This is a genomic window from Bradyrhizobium sp. NP1 (assembly GCF_030378205.1).
Classification (GTDB): Bacteria; Pseudomonadota; Alphaproteobacteria; order Rhizobiales; family Xanthobacteraceae; genus Bradyrhizobium.
The window spans coordinates 6,643,015-6,658,799 of record NZ_CP127385.1; the positions used below are offsets into that span (position 1 = coordinate 6,643,015).

The 15,785-nt window shown below is 65.5% G+C and carries 15 protein-coding genes; 7 read left to right on the forward strand and 8 right to left on the reverse strand.

The genetic code is table 11. The features are described from left to right. The first annotated feature begins 116 nt into the window (after positions 1–116). A complete protein-coding gene (locus tag QOU61_RS32115; RefSeq protein ID WP_289655196.1) occupies positions 117–344 on the forward strand; it encodes a hypothetical protein in 228 nt (75 codons plus the stop codon). A 67-nt stretch (positions 345–411) separates the two neighbouring features. Here QOU61_RS32115 and QOU61_RS32120 read toward each other — a convergent pair whose 3' ends face one another. Beyond that, a complete protein-coding gene (locus tag QOU61_RS32120) occupies positions 412–1,389 on the reverse strand; it encodes a helix-turn-helix transcriptional regulator (RefSeq protein ID WP_289655197.1) in 978 nt (325 codons plus the stop codon). 466 nt (positions 1,390–1,855) lie between these two features. On the opposite strand from QOU61_RS32120, the gene QOU61_RS32125 reads away from it, so the two are divergent. The 3 genes from QOU61_RS32125 to QOU61_RS32135 all read left to right on the forward strand — a co-directional run bounded on the left by QOU61_RS32125 (position 1,856) and on the right by QOU61_RS32135 (position 4,326). Next, positions 1,856–2,881, forward strand: a complete 1,026-nt coding sequence (locus QOU61_RS32125; protein ID WP_289655198.1) for an AraC family transcriptional regulator — start codon at positions 1,856–1,858, stop codon at positions 2,879–2,881. An 81-nt stretch (positions 2,882–2,962) separates the two neighbouring features. Then, on the forward strand, positions 2,963–3,649 hold the full coding sequence (locus tag QOU61_RS32130) for a CPBP family intramembrane glutamic endopeptidase (RefSeq protein WP_289655199.1): 687 nt from the start codon (positions 2,963–2,965) through the stop codon (positions 3,647–3,649). A gap of 266 nt (positions 3,650–3,915) precedes the next feature. Next, positions 3,916–4,326: a DUF4864 domain-containing protein gene (locus QOU61_RS32135; protein ID WP_289655200.1), complete on the forward strand. Its 411-nt coding sequence runs from the start codon at positions 3,916–3,918 to the stop codon at positions 4,324–4,326. A 28-nt stretch (positions 4,327–4,354) separates the two neighbouring features. Here QOU61_RS32135 and QOU61_RS32140 read toward each other — a convergent pair whose 3' ends face one another. Then, complete coding sequence (locus tag QOU61_RS32140) at positions 4,355–5,500, reverse strand: alpha/beta fold hydrolase (protein WP_502876847.1); 1,146 nt, start codon at positions 5,498–5,500, stop codon at positions 4,355–4,357. Between the two features lie 224 nt (positions 5,501–5,724). Beyond that, complete coding sequence (locus QOU61_RS32145) at positions 5,725–6,987, reverse strand: MFS transporter (protein ID WP_502876848.1); 1,263 nt, start codon at positions 6,985–6,987, stop codon at positions 5,725–5,727. 349 nt (positions 6,988–7,336) lie between these two features. Between QOU61_RS32145 and flhA the strand changes: the two genes are divergently transcribed. The 3 genes from flhA to QOU61_RS32160 all read left to right on the forward strand — a co-directional run bounded on the left by flhA (position 7,337) and on the right by QOU61_RS32160 (position 10,613). After that, positions 7,337–9,466, forward strand: a complete 2,130-nt coding sequence (gene flhA / locus QOU61_RS32150; RefSeq protein WP_289655202.1) for a flagellar biosynthesis protein FlhA — start codon at positions 7,337–7,339, stop codon at positions 9,464–9,466. A 317-nt stretch (positions 9,467–9,783) separates the two neighbouring features. Continuing rightward, complete coding sequence (locus tag QOU61_RS32155) at positions 9,784–9,984, forward strand: hypothetical protein (RefSeq protein WP_289655203.1); 201 nt, start codon at positions 9,784–9,786, stop codon at positions 9,982–9,984. Between the two features lie 350 nt (positions 9,985–10,334). Next, positions 10,335–10,613: a DUF3551 domain-containing protein gene (locus QOU61_RS32160; RefSeq protein ID WP_502876849.1), complete on the forward strand. Its 279-nt coding sequence runs from the start codon at positions 10,335–10,337 to the stop codon at positions 10,611–10,613. A 188-nt stretch (positions 10,614–10,801) separates the two neighbouring features. On the opposite strand, the gene QOU61_RS32165 is transcribed toward QOU61_RS32160, so the two are convergent. From QOU61_RS32165 to fliI, 5 genes are all read right to left on the reverse strand, one after another. After that, on the reverse strand, positions 10,802–11,683 hold the full coding sequence (locus tag QOU61_RS32165; RefSeq protein WP_289655204.1) for an AraC family transcriptional regulator: 882 nt from the start codon (positions 11,681–11,683) through the stop codon (positions 10,802–10,804). A gap of 203 nt (positions 11,684–11,886) precedes the next feature. Continuing rightward, positions 11,887–12,807 (reverse strand): anti-sigma factor, encoded by a 921-nt coding sequence (locus QOU61_RS32170; RefSeq protein WP_289655205.1) that lies wholly within the window; start codon positions 12,805–12,807, stop codon positions 11,887–11,889. A gap of 79 nt (positions 12,808–12,886) precedes the next feature. Further along, entirely contained in the window at positions 12,887–13,435 is a 549-nt protein-coding gene (locus tag QOU61_RS32175) for a sigma-70 family RNA polymerase sigma factor (protein WP_289655206.1), read from the reverse strand. Positions 13,436–13,636: 201 nt separating this feature from the next. Then, on the reverse strand, positions 13,637–14,056 hold the full coding sequence (gene fliJ / locus QOU61_RS32180; protein ID WP_289655207.1) for a flagellar export protein FliJ: 420 nt from the start codon (positions 14,054–14,056) through the stop codon (positions 13,637–13,639). Positions 14,057–14,164: 108 nt separating this feature from the next. Then, positions 14,165–15,490: a flagellar protein export ATPase FliI gene (fliI, locus tag QOU61_RS32185; protein ID WP_289655208.1), complete on the reverse strand. Its 1,326-nt coding sequence runs from the start codon at positions 15,488–15,490 to the stop codon at positions 14,165–14,167. Between the last annotated feature and the right edge of the window lie 295 nt (positions 15,491–15,785).

Consider the following 15,785-nt stretch of genomic DNA (forward strand, 5'->3'; position numbering starts at 1 on the left):
CGCACCGCGCCCGGCAGGTTGATCCGTCAGCGCGAGGGACGCGCTTCGATGAATGCGAGGAAAGCGTCAGGAGAAGCGCCAAGAGGACTACCAAGAGAACTGCCAAGAGGAATGTCATGAGCAGAGTACGACGATTGAGCGGCTGCGCGGTGTTGCTGTCGCTGTGGATCACGCCGGCGTCGGCGCAGCACGTGACTTCCAACCCCGGCTGGTGCGCACAATTCTATCCGAACGCCAATTGCCAGAATTACGGCCCGGGCAATCCCTACACCAGCTACGGCTGGGCGCACCGCGGCCATTGGCGCCACCATCATTATCGCCATCATCGGCATTGGCATCGCTAGGCCGAGGCTCGAGCGCTGTCGGCGCCGGCCGACACTCAGCCACCCATGAAGCGCCTGCCCCGGTGCGTCACGCCCCCATGCGGCCATCGCCGCGCGCTCCGGTCGGCGTGTCGCCAAAGCGACGGCGGAATGCGCGATCGAAGGTCGACAGCTCCGGATATCCGACGGCGCGCGCGACGTCGCCGATCCGCTTGCTCGCATTCGCCGGATCGGTCAGGAGCGCCATCGCCTGCTTCAGCCGCTCCTCCTCCACGAAGCGGCTGAACGTCTGTCCGGTCATGCTGAAAAGCTGGTGGACATAACGGTCCGACACGCCGTGGCGGGCCGCCACCGTTCTCGCGGAAAGGCTGGCCTCCGACAGGCGGGTGAGCGCATCGGCGCGGATCGCCGCCAGCCGCGCGGCACGGGTCGCGCTCTCGCCGCGAACGCGCGCCTCTTCGGTCGGCCCGAGCGCCAGCGCCACGAGGCTCGCCAGATGCTGGCGAACCTGGTGAGCGAGGGACGGCTCGGTGGACGGCCCCTGCTGGCGCAGCACCGCGCAATAGTCGTTGAGCAGCCGCAACGCGCGCGACTGTGCCGCAACCCGGCGGATCGGACGCTCGTCGAGGTCGCGCACGGAAGCGGCCAGAAGATCGCGTTGAATGCAGATGATGCCAAGCGTGCAAGGCTCGGGAAGATCGGTCGTCCCGGCCACGCCGTTGAACAACAGCGCTGCGTCGCCATAGTTCATGACCTCGTCGACGCCATCGGCCGTGAAGCGGAAACGCGTGCCGCCGGCCTTCATGACGAAACGAAAATTGCCGTCGCCGTCGCGGAGCAGCTCGGAGGTGCGCGCCGACCGCAGCGGATTGGTCTCGGCAAAGGTGAGCGACGTCGCGCCCCAGAGATGCTGCTCCACCGCAAAGTGGACCGGCGCCTCGCCGAGCGGCTCGAGATCGAGACGCAGGTAGCTGTGCCCGGTCAAATCGCGCAGCACCGCGTACCTGTCCTTCAACGGCACGTCGTTCGTCGAGAAACGGATCGCATCGCTCGAATTCACACTCATCATCATCCCAACCAATATTTTCAAAAATCGAAGTGATCGATCTGCCTCCCGAAGCCTGTCGGATCAGGAGCCACATCCTGCTCAAGGCAGAAACCCGGCGTTGCGCGACAGCGACGCGCCGGCCGGGTCTGGCTGGCGGACCGCCGTCGGCAGCCTTGCGAATAGCAACAACACCGCAGGCGTCGCGCCATTCCCGGGGCGCCGTCGGCGCGGCCTGAACGCCAGTGAAGATTTTTCGCGCGCGGTGAGTGAATCTGCATCGTCCGCGCGCGCACGCAACGTTCGCGCTGCGCGGCAGCGGCAATCGCTGCCATCACGATGAGCGGCGAATTCCTTGCCTGCCAAATTTGCTTCGGCAGCGAATGAGACGGAGCCATGCGCGGCTGGCATAATGCAGGCCATGCAAAACCAGATTTGCCGGGACAAAGCAGACGCAATCCTCCCGGCTTCAATGCAAGGCGAACGAATGAATCCAACGACGAGCGATGGCGAACCGTTTCGGTTTTCGACCGATGACGCCCCGCCGCAAGAGCGCGTTGCGCTGCTGCGCGAAATCGTGGGACGCATCTACCTGCGGCTGGACCCTGCGCCGATCGGCGACGGACCGGTGCGGACCATCGTCGAGCAGCATCCCTGGGCGGCCGCAACGCTGATCTTCTGCAAGACCAATCCGCTCGCCTATCTACGCAGCCCCGAGCTCGTGCGCGACGGCGACGGCGATTTCCGCTTCGTCGCGCGCGTCGAGGGAACGCGCTATCACTATGCCGGCGGTGGCGGCGAAGAGACGATGAATCCGGACGACGCCGCGCTCCTGTTCAACGGTGCGGCGAGCACGATCCAGGTGCCGAATCCGGCCTCGCTGACGGCGGTCCGCATCCGCCGCAGCGATCTTGCGATGGCGGTGAAGAATCTCGACGAGCGGCCGATCCGTCGCGCCGCCGGCGGCGCCGCGTCGCTCACCCTGCTGAACGGCTACATCGCCACCCTGCGCAGCCACCGCCCCTCGACCGATCCCATCCTCGCCCATCGCGTCGGCCGCCATTTGATCGATCTGGTGGCGCTCGTGCTCGGGCCGACCGAGGAGACGCGCCAGCGCGCGGCCGGCGGCGCGACGCGCGCGGCGCGGCTCGCCACCATCCGCGCCGACGTGCTCGCCAACCTCTCGGAGTTCAACCTGTCGGCAAAGACGATCGGCCGCCGCCATGGCGTATCGGATCGCTACATCCACATGCTGTTCGAGGAGACCGGACAGACGTTCAGCCGCTTCGTCGAGGCCGAGCGGCTGCAGCGCGCCTTCGCGATGCTGGTCGATCCCGATAACGCGACCAAGCGGATCAGCGAGATCGCGGCCGATGTCGGCTTCGCCGAGCTGTCGACCTTCGGTCACGCGTTCCGCCGCCGCTTCGACGACACGCCGACCGGCGTGCGTGCCAGGCACGCGGCGGGTCTTCCGGCAAGCCCGCCGGGCGATGCCGCCGCGCCCAGGGAATAAGCCGCTCGCGCCGCTCGACGGCCGCACCCGGTTTGCGCTAGTTCAGGTGCCGTCGGGCTTGGCTCGTCGTCGGGATCACCCATGGACTCTGCGGCTTCGGGACAGGCGACCGCGGCGGGCGAGCGCGCCCGCGAGCCGCTGTTCTACCTCTATCTCGCCTTCTTCGCCTGCGCCTGGACGGCCTATGTGTGGTTCGTCTACCGGCATGTCCAGGCGCTGGGCGAGAGCAGCCTTGGCTATGCCGCGGCCAACATCGCCATGCGGCTGGCGATCTGGGTGGGGCCGGCCGTCGCCTATCTCCATTTCGTCGACCGCACCGACGTCTTTCGCTATCTGAAGCTGTCGCAGGGGTGGCGCCGCGGCGTGGCGATCGGCCTTGCGCTTGGCGCCCTGCTGTTTGCCGGCTCGCTGCTCCGCTTCGGCCGGCCGCATGTCGATCCGTCGACCATCACCTGGAACAGCGTCCTCAGCACGTCGATCGGCATCGGCTTCTTCGAGGAAATCCCGTTTCGCGGGCTGATCCTGCAGAAGCTCGCTGCGCGCATGAATTTCTGGACGGCGAATGCCGTCACCGCGCTGCTCTTCGCCGCCATGCATCTGCCGGGCTGGATCCTGCTCGGGCTGTTCTCCTGGCCGGTCGCCCTGAACGTGTTCGCGTTCGGCTTCGTGCTGGGGGCGGTGTTTCGCTTTTCCGGCTCGCTCTGGTCGTGCATCGTGGCCCACAGCCTCAACGACTTCGTCGCCTTCATTCTGTTTCACGGCCGCTAGTGGAGCTTTGGATCTGACGTTCGCATAAGGGGAAGCGCGGCAAAATGGGTAGCTAACGTCAAATCCACTCCACTAAAGCGCGATGAGATCAGGTTGAATCGTCATCGCGCTTTAGGTTCTTGCTTGGGCATGATCTCCGCGCAAACGCGTTCCGCGTTATTCGCGAGGGAAAGCCGCTGCACACTTTTCCCGATCATGCTCCAGCTCGAGAGGACCGCGATCCGGTTTTCTGCTAAGCTTGCGAGGAATCATCCTGCGGGCGATCCATGCGCGCCGTCATGCTGCTGTTCGTCGCGATCCTAGGCCTAGCCGCCGCGCCGGCCATCGCCGCCGATGACGTCGCGACAGCGCGAGCCGTCATCAGCGCCCAGGCCGAGGCCTTTGCGCGCGACGATGCGACCACGGCCTATTCCTACGCGTCGTCCTCGATCCGCGAGGTCTTTCCGCGCGCCGACATCTTCATGGCCATGGTCCAGCACGCCTACGCGCCGGTCTATCGCCACAAGAGCTTCGAATTCGGCGCAGCCCAGACCGAAGCGGGCAAGGTCGCCCAGCGCGTTCACATCGTCGATGCCGAGGGCGAGGCGTGGGAGGCGCTCTACACGCTGGAGCGCGAGGGCGACGGCAGCCTGAAGATCACCGGCTGCGTGCTGTTGAGGGCCGGCCAGGCGGTGTAGGCTTTTCGCGGGCCCGGAGCCCGCGTGCTCACGCCACGATAGCCCCTTGCGCGCGCAGCCGCGGCAGATCGCTGCGCAGCCATCGCGCGATGCGCGGCCAGGACGAGGCGAGCGTCTGGCCGCCCATGAAGAGACCGAGATGGCACGCCGGCACGCAGGCGCTTTCGATCAGCGGCGACGGGGTGCCGAGCAGACCTGAGGTCGCGAGCGCCTGCGCCGCCGGCACCACCTCGTCATCCGCGCCGGCCAGCACGAAGGTCGGCAACCTCACGTCTTCCAGGTGGATTTCGCGGCCGAGCGCGACGAAGCCCCCGCTTGCCAGCCGGTTCTCGCGAAAGATCCAGTTCACCACCTCGAGATAGTAGGTGCCCGGCAGATCCAGCGTCCGTTCGTGCCAGCGCTGGAAGCGATCGCGCAGCTCGGTGGCGGCGCCGCCGGAAAGATCGCGCTGCAGTGCGGTTTCGATATTGGGCGGACGGCTCCAGAACCGCAGCATATGATCGCCGCGCACCAGCCCGCCGCCGCTGCCCACCAGTCCCTCGAAAGCGGCTTGCGGCGCTTTCGCAACCAGCCGCGACAGGTCGGACGGAACGGAAATGTCGACCGGCGTTCCGACCAGCACCAGCCGCCGCACCTTTTGCGGAAAGCGCGCCGCATAGACCAGCGACAGCCATCCGCCCTGGCAAAGGCCGACCAGATCGACGGGCGGTCCGATCTCATCGACGGCGACGTTGAGATCGGCGAGATAGTGGTCGATCGACAGATGACGCATGTCTGGAGTCGCCGACTTCCAGTCCGTCAGATAGAGGCGATCGAGGCCGCCAGAATGCAGCGCTTCGACCAGGCTGTGGCCGCCAGCGAAATCGGCGACCATGGCGCCATGCAGGGTATAGGGCGCGCAGATCAGGACCGGCGGCGCTTCGTGGGCGCGCGAGAAGTCGCGCAGCCGCATCGACGGCAGCTCCAGCGCGACGGTGTTGGGCGTGGTCCAGGGCAGGTCTGCTTCGTCGTCCGCCCGGCCTGAATCCGGGCTTCGATCAAGCCACCAGCCATAGGCGTCGAGCGCCATGTTCGCCGCAGCGAACGGCCACAGCAGCGGATCATGCGGCCAGGCGCCGCCTGACGCCGCAACATCGGAACTCTTTACGATCTGTTTTGCGATCTGTTTTGGCACGGGCATTCCAATCCTGCACAAAGACTCCCCTGCCGCCTTTCGATCCTGATCCCGCCGCGCGGTTCCCGCAATCCCGCCGGCTCTTTTTATTTCATGCACTTTCTTAGCAGGCGCGCGCGACAACCAATTGACCCGCATCAAGGAACGGGCGGCGTGCAGCGCAACTTTTCCGGCGCATCGAAGCGGCGTTTGGCCGCATCGGCGGCGATCTGTGCGGCGACAGATCAGCCGGCGCGCGCCGCGAGGCCGGGGCCGGCCGCCGCCGGCAAAGAGCGCGAGCGCAACAGCAGCATCACCACCAGCGAGATGTTGAGTGCATTCCAGGCGAGCCCGTTGACGAAGGCCGCGGCATAGGAGCCGGTGGCGTCGAAGATCACGCCGGAGATCCAGCCGCCGAACGACATGCCGAACACGGAGGCGAAGATCACGGTGCCGACGCGGGTCGCGGCCTCCTGCGCCGGCATCGCCTCGCGAATGATGATGGCGTAGCTCGGCACGATGCCGCCCTGGAACAGGCCAAACAGCGCCGAGATCACATAGAGTGAGGTCAGCCCGTCAAAGAACACATAGAGCAGCAGCGCAACCCCTTGCGCGATCGAACCAATCAGCAGCGTGCGGATGCCGCCGATGCGGTCGGCAAGGAAGCCCGAGCCGATCCGGCTGAAGATGCCGAAGCCGAGCATCAGCGACAGCATTTCGGCGCCGCGCGCCACGCCATAGCCGAGGTCGCCGCAATAGGCGACGATATGGACCTGGGGCATCGCCATCGCGACGCAGCAGGCAATCGCGGCAAGCGACAGGATCATGGTCAGCGTGTTGGTGGAGAAGCGCAGGTTGAGGGGCGGCGGCGGCGCGTTGAGGTGGCTGCGCGCCTGTCCGGCGCCGACCAGCATCCGCAACACGGCCAGCGCGATCGCCATCGACACCATGACGAACAGCCCGATCGCGATATGGGTGGTGCGCCAGCCGCTCGACTGCATCAGGAAGCTGACGACCGGCGGCCACACCGCGCCGGCGACATAATTGCCGCTCGCGGCGATCCCGACGCCAAGCCCGCGGTAGCGGTCGAACCAGTGGGACGCTTCCGCCATCAAGGGCGCGAAGGTCGCCGACGAGCCGAGCCCGATGGCGAAATTCACCAGGATGAACTGCCAGATCGAGGACGACAGCCCGGCACCGATATAGCCGAGGCCCAGAACGCCGATGCCGAGCCCGATCGCCACGACGATGCCGTAGCGGTCGGTCAGCTTGCCGGTCAGCACCCCGCCGGAACCGAAGCCGATCATCACCATCGTATAGGCCAGCGAAATCATGCCGCGCGTCGCGCCGAACTCGGTCTGCACCACCGGCAGCGCCACCACCACCGACCACATGCTGACGCTGCCGATCGCGCCGATGATCACGGCCACGACAAGGCACAGCCATGCCCGGCGGGAGTCGGGAACGAGCGATGCGTGATGCGGGGGAGATTGAACAGAAATTGCCACGGCTGCCGCAACTTGGGTCAGCGCCCCGGCAAGGGTCAACCCACAATGGCGCGAGATTGGGCATGCAGAACTGCCGCAAGCCCGCCCGCGCGGCAGTGGCGGCAGCGGGCAGTGCCAAGGGCCCCGGAATCGCCCGGATCTGCCCCGCCGGGGTGGCCGGATTAACCCTTTGCTAACCATACACCGGGCAAAAATTGCCGGGTGAAGTCGAGTGTCGTCGATCGCGTTTGATGCGGGAGAAGCCCCCGTGGACGCCAGTGCGGTGCCTCACTTTCGAAACGGCGGCCCCCAGGCCGCCGCACAGACGTTTGGCGCGCGCGAGCGGCATAGTCGGGGGGACACGGCGACCATGGTGGATATCACGGCGGCCCAGGGCGCAGCCGCGCCGGCGGGATTTCCCAAACTCAGCGACATCGGCAACATCTTAAAGCGCGGCGACATCGCGCTCGCCTGCGGCATCCTCACCATCCTGGTGGTCCTGATCCTGCCGCTGCCCTCGATCGTGCTCGACCTGTTCCTGGCGATCTCGATCACGCTGTCGATCCTGATCCTGATGACGGCCCTGTTCATCCAGGCGCCGCTGGAATTCTCCTCCTTCCCGACCATCCTCTTGATCTCGACGATGCTGCGGCTGTCGCTGAACCTGGCCTCGACGCGGCTGATCCTGTCGCGCGGCCACGAGGGCACGGACGCGGCCGGCCACGTCATCGAGGCCTTCGGCAACTTCGTGATGGGCGGCAATTTCGTCATCGGCATCATCGTGTTCGCGATCCTGGTGACGGTGAATTTCGTGGTCATCACCAAGGGCTCGGGACGCATCGCGGAAGTCGCGGCGCGCTTCCACCTCGACGCGATGCCCGGCAAGCAGATGGCGATCGACGCCGACCTTTCTGCAGGGCTGATCAACGAGACGGTCGCCAAGGAGCGCCGCAAGGCGCTGGAAGACGAAAGCGGCTTCTTCGGCGCCATGGACGGCGCCTCGAAATTCGTCCGCGGCGATGCGGTTGCGGGCCTGCTCGTGGTCTTCATCAACATCGTCGGCGGCATCATCATCGGCGTGGCGCAGCAGGGCCTTTCCTTCGGCGACGCCGCGCGCACCTACACGCTGCTCACCGTCGGCGACGGCCTCGTGACGCAGGTGCCGGCGCTGATCGTCTCGACCGCGGCCGGCCTGCTCGTCTCCAAGGCCGGCGTCTCCGGCGCCGCCGACAAGGCGCTGATGAAGCAGTTTTCCGGCTATCCGCAGGCGCTCGGCATGTCGGCTGGCGTCATGCTGGTGCTGGCGATGCTGCCGGGCATTCCGACCCTGCCGTTCCTCGCGCTCGGCAGCGGCGCGGCCGCGCTCGCCTGGTCGGCAGGCAAGCAGAAGCGGGCCAGGAAGGCCGAGGAAGCCAGCGCCGCGGCGGCGCCCGCCGCAGCCGCGGCCGCGGCCGCCGCCGCCGAGGAGCCGATCGCCGCCGCGCTCAAGATCGACGATCTCAAGATCGAGCTCGGTTACGCGCTGCTGCCGCTGGTCAACGGGCCCGACGGCACCGACCGCCTGACCGAGCAGATCAAGGCGCTGCGACGCTCGCTCGCGATCGAGATGGGTTTCGTGATGCCGGCGGTGCGCATCCTCGACAACGTGCAGCTCGAGGCCAACACCTACGTCATCAAGATCAAGGAGGTCGAGGCCGGCACCGGCAAGATCTGGCCGAACTCGTTCATGGTCATGGATCCCGCCGGCGGCCACGTCGCCGTGCCCGGCATCCACACCACCGAGCCGACCTTCGGCCTGCCCGCGACCTGGGTCGACGCCGCGCTGAAGGAGGAAGCCTCGCTGAAGGGCTACACCGTCGTCGACGCCGCCACCGTGCTGTCGACGCATCTGACCGAGCTGCTCAAGGCCAACATGTCCGACCTCTTGTCCTATGGCGAGGTGCAGAAGCTCCTGAAGGAGCTGCCGAAGGAGCAGAGCGAACTGATCAAGGACATCGTGCCGGCCCAGGTCACGATCTCCGGCATCCAGCGCGTGCTGCAGCTGCTGCTCGCCGAGCGCATCTCGATCCGCGACCTCTCGACGATCCTGGAAGGCATCGCCGATGCGCTGGCCTTCTCGCGCAACCCGTCGACCATGGTCGAGCATGTCCGCGCCCGCCTCGCGCGCCAGATCTGCGCCGCCAACACCTCGCCCGCCGGCTACCTGCCGCTGATCGCGCTGTCGGCCAAGTGGGAGCAGGCCTTCGCGGAATCGCTGATCGGCCAGGGCGAGGAGCGCACGCTGGCGATGCAGCCGTCAAAGCTCTCGGAGTTCATGACCGCAGTGCGCGATGCGTTCGAGCGCGCCGCGCGCGAGGGCGAGGCGCCGGTGCTGGTCACCTCGGCCGGCATCCGTCCCTTCGTGCGCTCGCTGGTCGAGCGTTTCCGCCCGCAAACCACCGTGCTGTCGCAGTCCGAAATTCACCCGCGCGCCCGCCTCAAAACGGTCGGCAGCGCCTAGGCGCCGGGGGATCGGGGCCCGCCGAGGGCCCTTGTTCCGCCTGTGTTTTTTCGCCACAGGCAAACGGATTTCACTGATTCGGGCGAACGCAACACAATATCGCCCTAAACACGCCAGACATATTAAACCACTGTTTTATATGGATAAAACACCGATTTCCGACCCTTTTAATCGCGAATATTCAAGTGTTATCACGGCCTTGTGATCGCCCCTTTGGAACGAAAGCGCGCATTCTTACTTTTCTGAGTGCGGGTTGCTTGAACCTGCTGGCGGAAGCTTTCGACGAATCCGCTGCAGGAGGGCGACGGGAGGCTACGATGAACCACTCGATTTACAGCGCTGATCGCGGGACCCATCTGAAGATTGTGGTCGTCGCGCTTGTTGCTGGCATCGCGGTGGCCGGCCTCGGCATCGCCGCCCGCGTGACGACAGATGATGGCTACACCCAGACCGCGCATGTCATCAAGGCAGGCAAGCCGGTCGTGATCACGAGTTCAAACGCCTCAACAGTGCGCTGAGGAGTTTTAAAGGAATTCACGCGGCTCTTTACCAGCCCCCCAAAGTCGCTGCGTGGATACGTAGAAGACCCCAACTACCCCCAAGTTGGAAAACGCCCGCTCCCCACGGGCGTTTTCTTCTTTTTAGGGCTTCTTCTTTAGGGCCCGTATTTTGCGCCCATGAAAAGCGGACCACGCGATCACGCGCCGCGATGACAGGCATGGCGAAATCGATCATCGTCGGGCTGCGCGGCACGTCTCGCTTGATCTCTCACATTAAGCACCTGCGATCGCGCTTCAGCCACGCGCGGCTGTTGAGAAAGAAGTCGAGAAGCGGGAATTTCCCGCGACAATCCGAGGGGAATGCGATCATGAAACTGCCGCAAGCGCTCGCCGGAGCGATGGCCTTGACGATTTTCGGCGCGCTGGCGCCGCTGGCCGGGCCGGCGCAGGCCCAGACCTACGATCCAAAATATCCCGTTTGCCTGCAGATCTACGACGACATGGTGCACTTCTACTTCGAGTGCGGCTACACATCGATGGCACAGTGCGAAGCGTCCGCGTCAGGCCGCTCCGCCCAGTGCGTGGTCAATCCCTATTATGCCGGGCCGAAGGCGAAGCGCGCTCCGCGCAAGAAGCGCCCGACATGAGCTGTGACGGCGTCGCGTTGCAGGCTCGAGCGGACCAGCCGCCGGCATCAAGCCAAAGCGCGATGCGATCAGGTTGAAATCGCCATCGCGCTTTGCCGTGAACCCATAAATCGGGAGCGACCGCGAGAGGTGGACAGCAGCCTGACCGTTTCCTGCGATCGAAAGGGACAAGCCGCCGTCAGAAGGCGCTATTTCAGCGGCAGAAAAAGTTCCGCGACCGTCTCATGCTCCGGCACCTCCGGGAAGAAGCTCAGCCGCTGGCAATAGATCGGGAAGTCGCGCGCTTCCTCGCCGCTGGCCGGAAGCCAGTCGCGATAAAGGTAGAGCGCGGCGGGCTCCAGATTGTCGGTGTTGCCGACGACGCGCAGCACCGCGCAGCGTCCGCCAGGGATCTCACCGGCTTTGATCTGCTCGCCGTTCGCCTCGATCGGTTGGTCGGTCCCGACACAAAGGTCCACGCTATAATCGGCAGGCGTCGCAGGACGCCGCTCGGAACGCCAGACATTGAAGGTCGGACTTGTCTTGGGGTGCAGGCCAGCGGCCATGCGCCACGCGATGAACCGCTGGATGGTGGTGCCGAGCGTCGCCGGGTCGCCCCGATGCTCCATGATCGCCACCGGCGTGGGGGGCACATCGCGGATCGTCACGTCGTCAGTGGTAAAAGTCTTCTGCATGAGCTTGCTCCTCGCGTTTTCGAGAGGCCCGAAGGCCGCAAGCCACGGCTCCCAGTCGGGAGACTTCCGGAACGACGAAGGCGATTGCCCGAACCGTTGCCGAAAGGCGCGGGCGAAGGCATCCGGTGCATCGTAACCGGCATCCATCGCTATGTCCGTGACGCTTTGAGCGTCCATGTAGGCCAGCCGGTACGAAGCGCGCTTCATTCGGGCAAGCTGGACATAGCGATGCACGGATAACCCGAAGGTCGCCGTAAACTGCCGGTGGAAATGAAACTTCGAGAAGGCCGCAACACCGCTCACCGTTTCCAGGTCCAGATCACCGTCAAGATGCCGGTCAATATGGTCCAGCACCCGCCGCATCCGGGCCTGATAGTTTTGAAGCGCCGCCTTCATCGTCCCTTCCTCCGTGGCGGCACCAGTTAGTCGCTGATAGACGTAACGTGCTCGACCGATCTTGCGGTCTTGGGCGGATGCGGCTGTGGCTGCACGCTTGGGAGTCTACGGCCTGGCAAACTCCGGATTCCAGTGGCGTTTTGGATTTGACATTCGCCTTGCGAAGTCGCCGCTAGTGGGGAGCGAATGTCAAATCCACTCCGCTAGCGCGCCGGCGGCACGGTCTCGATCAGCTTGCCGCTATAGACCGGCGCCGAATGCGGATTGCCGTCGGGCGAGCCGCCGGCCTGCTCGACGGTCACCGCATAGGTCGCAGCGTTGATGACGTCGGCGTCGTACGAGGCGAGCACGTTGCGCCCGGTGAACTCGCCACTGCCGATCACGCCGAGCGAGCGCGGCCGTCCGAGCTTGTCGGAGATCAGCCAGAGCTCGAAGCTCTTGCCGGGATCGGCGGCGGGCGCGCCGACCCGGCGCACGGTGAAATTCCTGGTCGCGCCATCGACGGTAAGGATGAAGGCGGGTCCGCCACCCTGCCCCTGCAGGAGTGCGACATATTGCGCGGTGGATTGCTGCGGCGGCGTCTTCACCTCGACGATCTCTGTCCTTGGCTTCGGCCGCATGCCGGAGGGCAGCAGGTCGGGCTGGAACACCTCGATCGCCAGCAGCGCGATCAGCGCGGCCGCGAGCGCGCTCGCGACGCGCGCGATGCCGCGCCAGCGCCTGAGCTGGCCGGACAGCTGAATCACATTGGCGTTGTCGGCGACCGGCGCGGGGCCGATTGCCGCAGGCGAAGGCTCGAGCGGCGCGAGCTGCGGCTCGGCATCGTACGAAGGCGGCGGCTGTTCGAGCGGCGCCTCCGCCGGCGCGTCGGGCATTGCCGGCGGCGCCTCGGCTGCGGCCTTGGCGATCGACGCCTGGATGCTCTCCCACACGATCGGCCGCGGCTCGACCGAGCCCACCATCTGGTTCAGCACGCCGAGCCGGAATTCCCAGGCCTGCACGACCGCGGCGAAATCCCTGTCGACGGCCATCATGGTCTCGACCTGGATACGCTCGTCGGCATCGAGCGTGCCGAGCGCGTATTCCGCCGCGAGCGCGATATGGTCTTCGCTATAGGCCGTCATCATCCAAGCCCGACGTCGTCCAGATCCAGGTGCAAGTCCAGCTGCAAGTCATCCAATTCCAGCTCATCCAGCCGCAGCGTCATCCGAGTCCGAGACATTCGCGGATGTCGAGCATGCTGCGGCGCAGCCACGTCTTCACCGTGTTGACCGGCGCCTCGAACTTCTGCGCCAGCTGCTCGCGGCTCCAGCCGTTGTAATAGGCCAGCAGCACGAGCTTCTGGCGATCCGGCTCGAGCCGGCCGACACATTCCAAGAGCCGCTTCAGCTCTTCCGTCATTTCGCGCCGCGCCAGCGGGTCGGGGCTGTCGGCCGCAACCTCCATCGCCGACGGCTCGTCCTCGAGCGAGGACTCGGCCCGCTTGCGCACGACATCGATCGCCCGGTTGCGGGCAATCGACGTCATCCAGGTAATCGGCGAGGCAAGGCCCGGGTTGAACTGCCCGGCGCTGTTCCAGATCTTGACGTAAGCGTCCTGAATGACCTCCTCTGCGAGATCCTGTCGCCGCAAGATACGCAGCACCACGCCATAGAGTTTCGCGCGCGTCGCCCCGTAGAGGCGCTCGAAGGCGGCCTGATCCCCTTTTGCAATGGCAGCGATCAGCCAGACCAGCTCAGCCGGCGTCAGCATTCAGCGTCCCCAATTCGCGCTTCCCATCGCTTTCTCGATATCCGGCGGCGTCGGTCCGAAGCCCCCTCGTATCATATTCCGGGCCCGATCTGTCCACCAATTCGCCCCACTGCGGCCTGCGCCAAGCTGTGGAAAGCAAACGCAAAAAACCCGGGCCGCGAGGCCCGGGTTCTGGAATGTCGCTTGCGAAGGTGGAGGGCGTCAGGCGATCGCGCCAAGCCGCGCGCGCATCAACCCGATCGAGTCCATGTCGGCCTGCTCGCGCGCGTTCTCCTCGGCGCGCTCGCGCGCCTGATCGCGCTCGTCCAAGAGCTCGACCTTCTTCAATTCCTCGAAGGCTTCCGCCAAGAGCGACTTGGCGTCCTCGAGCTGGGTCCGCAGCTCCTCGGCGGAGCGGGTCAGGTTTTCGCGGCGCTGGATCGCGGCCTTGGCGTAGGTCGGATAGGCGAAATGCGCGGGATCGTTGATGCCGGCGCGCTCCTGCTCGCTCAGGATCTCGCGCTCGAGCTCGGCCGACATGCGCTGGAAGTCTGCGATCATGCCCTCGATCTGGGCAACCCTTCGCCGCTTCTCGTCGACCTGAAATTTCTTCAGGCGGATCAGCGTTTCACGTGACTTCATCGACTCATACTCCCCAGAAGTCCAAATCCCAAAGCGGGACGGAGCCGGCTCCCCTCAGGGCCCCGCCGGCATTACTAACCATGTGCCGGGGATGATGGCCTGACAAAGTTAGCGTTCCGTTTCCAAGGTGCCGAGGATTTGCTGGAGCTGCTGGTAACCCTCGTTCAGGCCGGCGACTTCGTCCTTGGCCTGGCGCAGGAACGCCTCCAATGGCGGATGCAGGGCGATCGCCTCGTCGACCTCCGGGCTCGAGCCCGCCCGGTAGGCGCCGAGCCGGATCAGCTCTTCCATGTCGGCGTAGGTCGCCATCACCTGGCGCGCGCGCATGATCACCGGCAGGTAGGCCGGATCGGCCGATTTCGGCATGGTGCGGGAAACCGACTTCAGGATGTTGATGGCGGGGTAGCGCCCGCGCTCGGCGATCGAGCGCTGCATCACCACATGGCCGTCGAGAATGCCGCGCACCGCATCCGCGATCGGCTCGTTATGGTCGTCGCCGTCGACCAGCACCGTGAAGATGCCGGTGATCGAGCCCGCCCCGGTGCCGGGTCCGGCACGCTCCAGAAGCTTCGGCAATTCCGTGAACACGGTCGGCGTGTAGCCCTTGGCGGTCGGCGGTTCGCCGGCCGACAGGCCGATTTCGCGCTGCGCCATGGCAAAGCGCGTCACCGAATCCATCAGGCACAGCACGTCCTTGTCCTCATCGCGGAAGTATTCGGCGATCGCGAGCGTCAGATAGGCGGCCTGCCGCCGCATCAGCGCGGGCTCGTCCGAGGTCGCCACCACCACCACCGAGCGCGCCAGCCCCTCTTCCCCGAGGTCGTCCTGCAGGAATTCCTGGACCTCGCGGCCGCGCTCGCCGATCAGGCCGATGACGCTGACGTCGGCGTCGACATTGCGCGCCAGCATCGAGAGCAGCACCGACTTGCCGACGCCGGAGCCGGCGAAGATGCCGAGCCGCTGGCCGCGGCAGCAGGTCAGGAAGGTGTTGAGCGCACGCACGCCGAGGTCGAGCGGCCGACCGACCCGCTGTCGCGCATGCGCCGGCGGCGGCAGGTTGCGATAGGGCATCGGCGAGCCGCCTTGCGGCAAAGGCCCCTTGCCGTCGATCGGCTCGGCCATGGCGTTGATGACCCGGCCGAGCCAGGCCGCGCTGGGCCGCACCTGGCCTGCCGCATTGGCAATGACGGCGCGGCAGCCACGCCGCACCCCCTCGAGCCCGGCAAACGGCATCACCACGGCATTGCTGCCGGAGAAGCCGATCACCTCGGAAGGAATGAAACGGTCGGTCCCGGTTTCGATCACGATGCGCGCCCCGACCGACATCGCATGGATCGGACCCGCGATCTCGACCATCAGGCCGCGGACCCCCACGACGCGGCCATAGATATTGACGCCGTCGATGTCATTTATCTGTTCGGCCAGCGCCTTCATTGCGAAAACCTTAAGTTTCGACGTATTTCGGCCCGCCGCTTAACTTCGTGTTTACCCGCATCATTAATCATTGCGTCACTGTCTTTGGTGACTGAGTGCGCGCTCGACTGGTTCAGAATGAACGCCGAGTCGCGGGAGTCGGTTAAGGCCGCCTCTTAATGTGGAGCTTGAACTCGCACGGGTAGGAAAAGCTGCTTCGAAGCAACATCTTAGGGCGATTCGTTAAAAATTGCACTTGAGGATCTTGCGAACCCGAAACAGATTTTGTTAACCATGAGTTGTCAGGATCCGAATC

Coding starts and splice junctions, on each gene's coding strand:
- QOU61_RS32115 (WP_289655196.1), top strand. CDS start 117: ATGAGCAGAGTACGACGATTGAGCGGCTGCGCGGTGTTGCTGTCGCTG.
- QOU61_RS32120 (WP_289655197.1), bottom strand. CDS start 1,389: ATGAGTGTGAATTCGAGCGATGCGATCCGTTTCTCGACGAACGACGTG.
- QOU61_RS32125 (WP_289655198.1), top strand. CDS start 1,856: ATGAATCCAACGACGAGCGATGGCGAACCGTTTCGGTTTTCGACCGAT.
- QOU61_RS32130 (WP_289655199.1), top strand. CDS start 2,963: ATGGACTCTGCGGCTTCGGGACAGGCGACCGCGGCGGGCGAGCGCGCC.
- QOU61_RS32135 (WP_289655200.1), top strand. CDS start 3,916: ATGCGCGCCGTCATGCTGCTGTTCGTCGCGATCCTAGGCCTAGCCGCC.
- flhA (WP_289655202.1), top strand. CDS start 7,337: ATGGTGGATATCACGGCGGCCCAGGGCGCAGCCGCGCCGGCGGGATTT.
- QOU61_RS32155 (WP_289655203.1), top strand. CDS start 9,784: ATGAACCACTCGATTTACAGCGCTGATCGCGGGACCCATCTGAAGATT.
- QOU61_RS32160 (WP_502876849.1), top strand. CDS start 10,335: ATGAAACTGCCGCAAGCGCTCGCCGGAGCGATGGCCTTGACGATTTTC.
- QOU61_RS32165 (WP_289655204.1), bottom strand. CDS start 11,683: ATGAAGGCGGCGCTTCAAAACTATCAGGCCCGGATGCGGCGGGTGCTG.
- QOU61_RS32170 (WP_289655205.1), bottom strand. CDS start 12,807: ATGACGGCCTATAGCGAAGACCATATCGCGCTCGCGGCGGAATACGCG.
- QOU61_RS32175 (WP_289655206.1), bottom strand. CDS start 13,435: ATGCTGACGCCGGCTGAGCTGGTCTGGCTGATCGCTGCCATTGCAAAA.
- fliJ (WP_289655207.1), bottom strand. CDS start 14,056: ATGAAGTCACGTGAAACGCTGATCCGCCTGAAGAAATTTCAGGTCGAC.
- fliI (WP_289655208.1), bottom strand. CDS start 15,490: ATGAAGGCGCTGGCCGAACAGATAAATGACATCGACGGCGTCAATATC.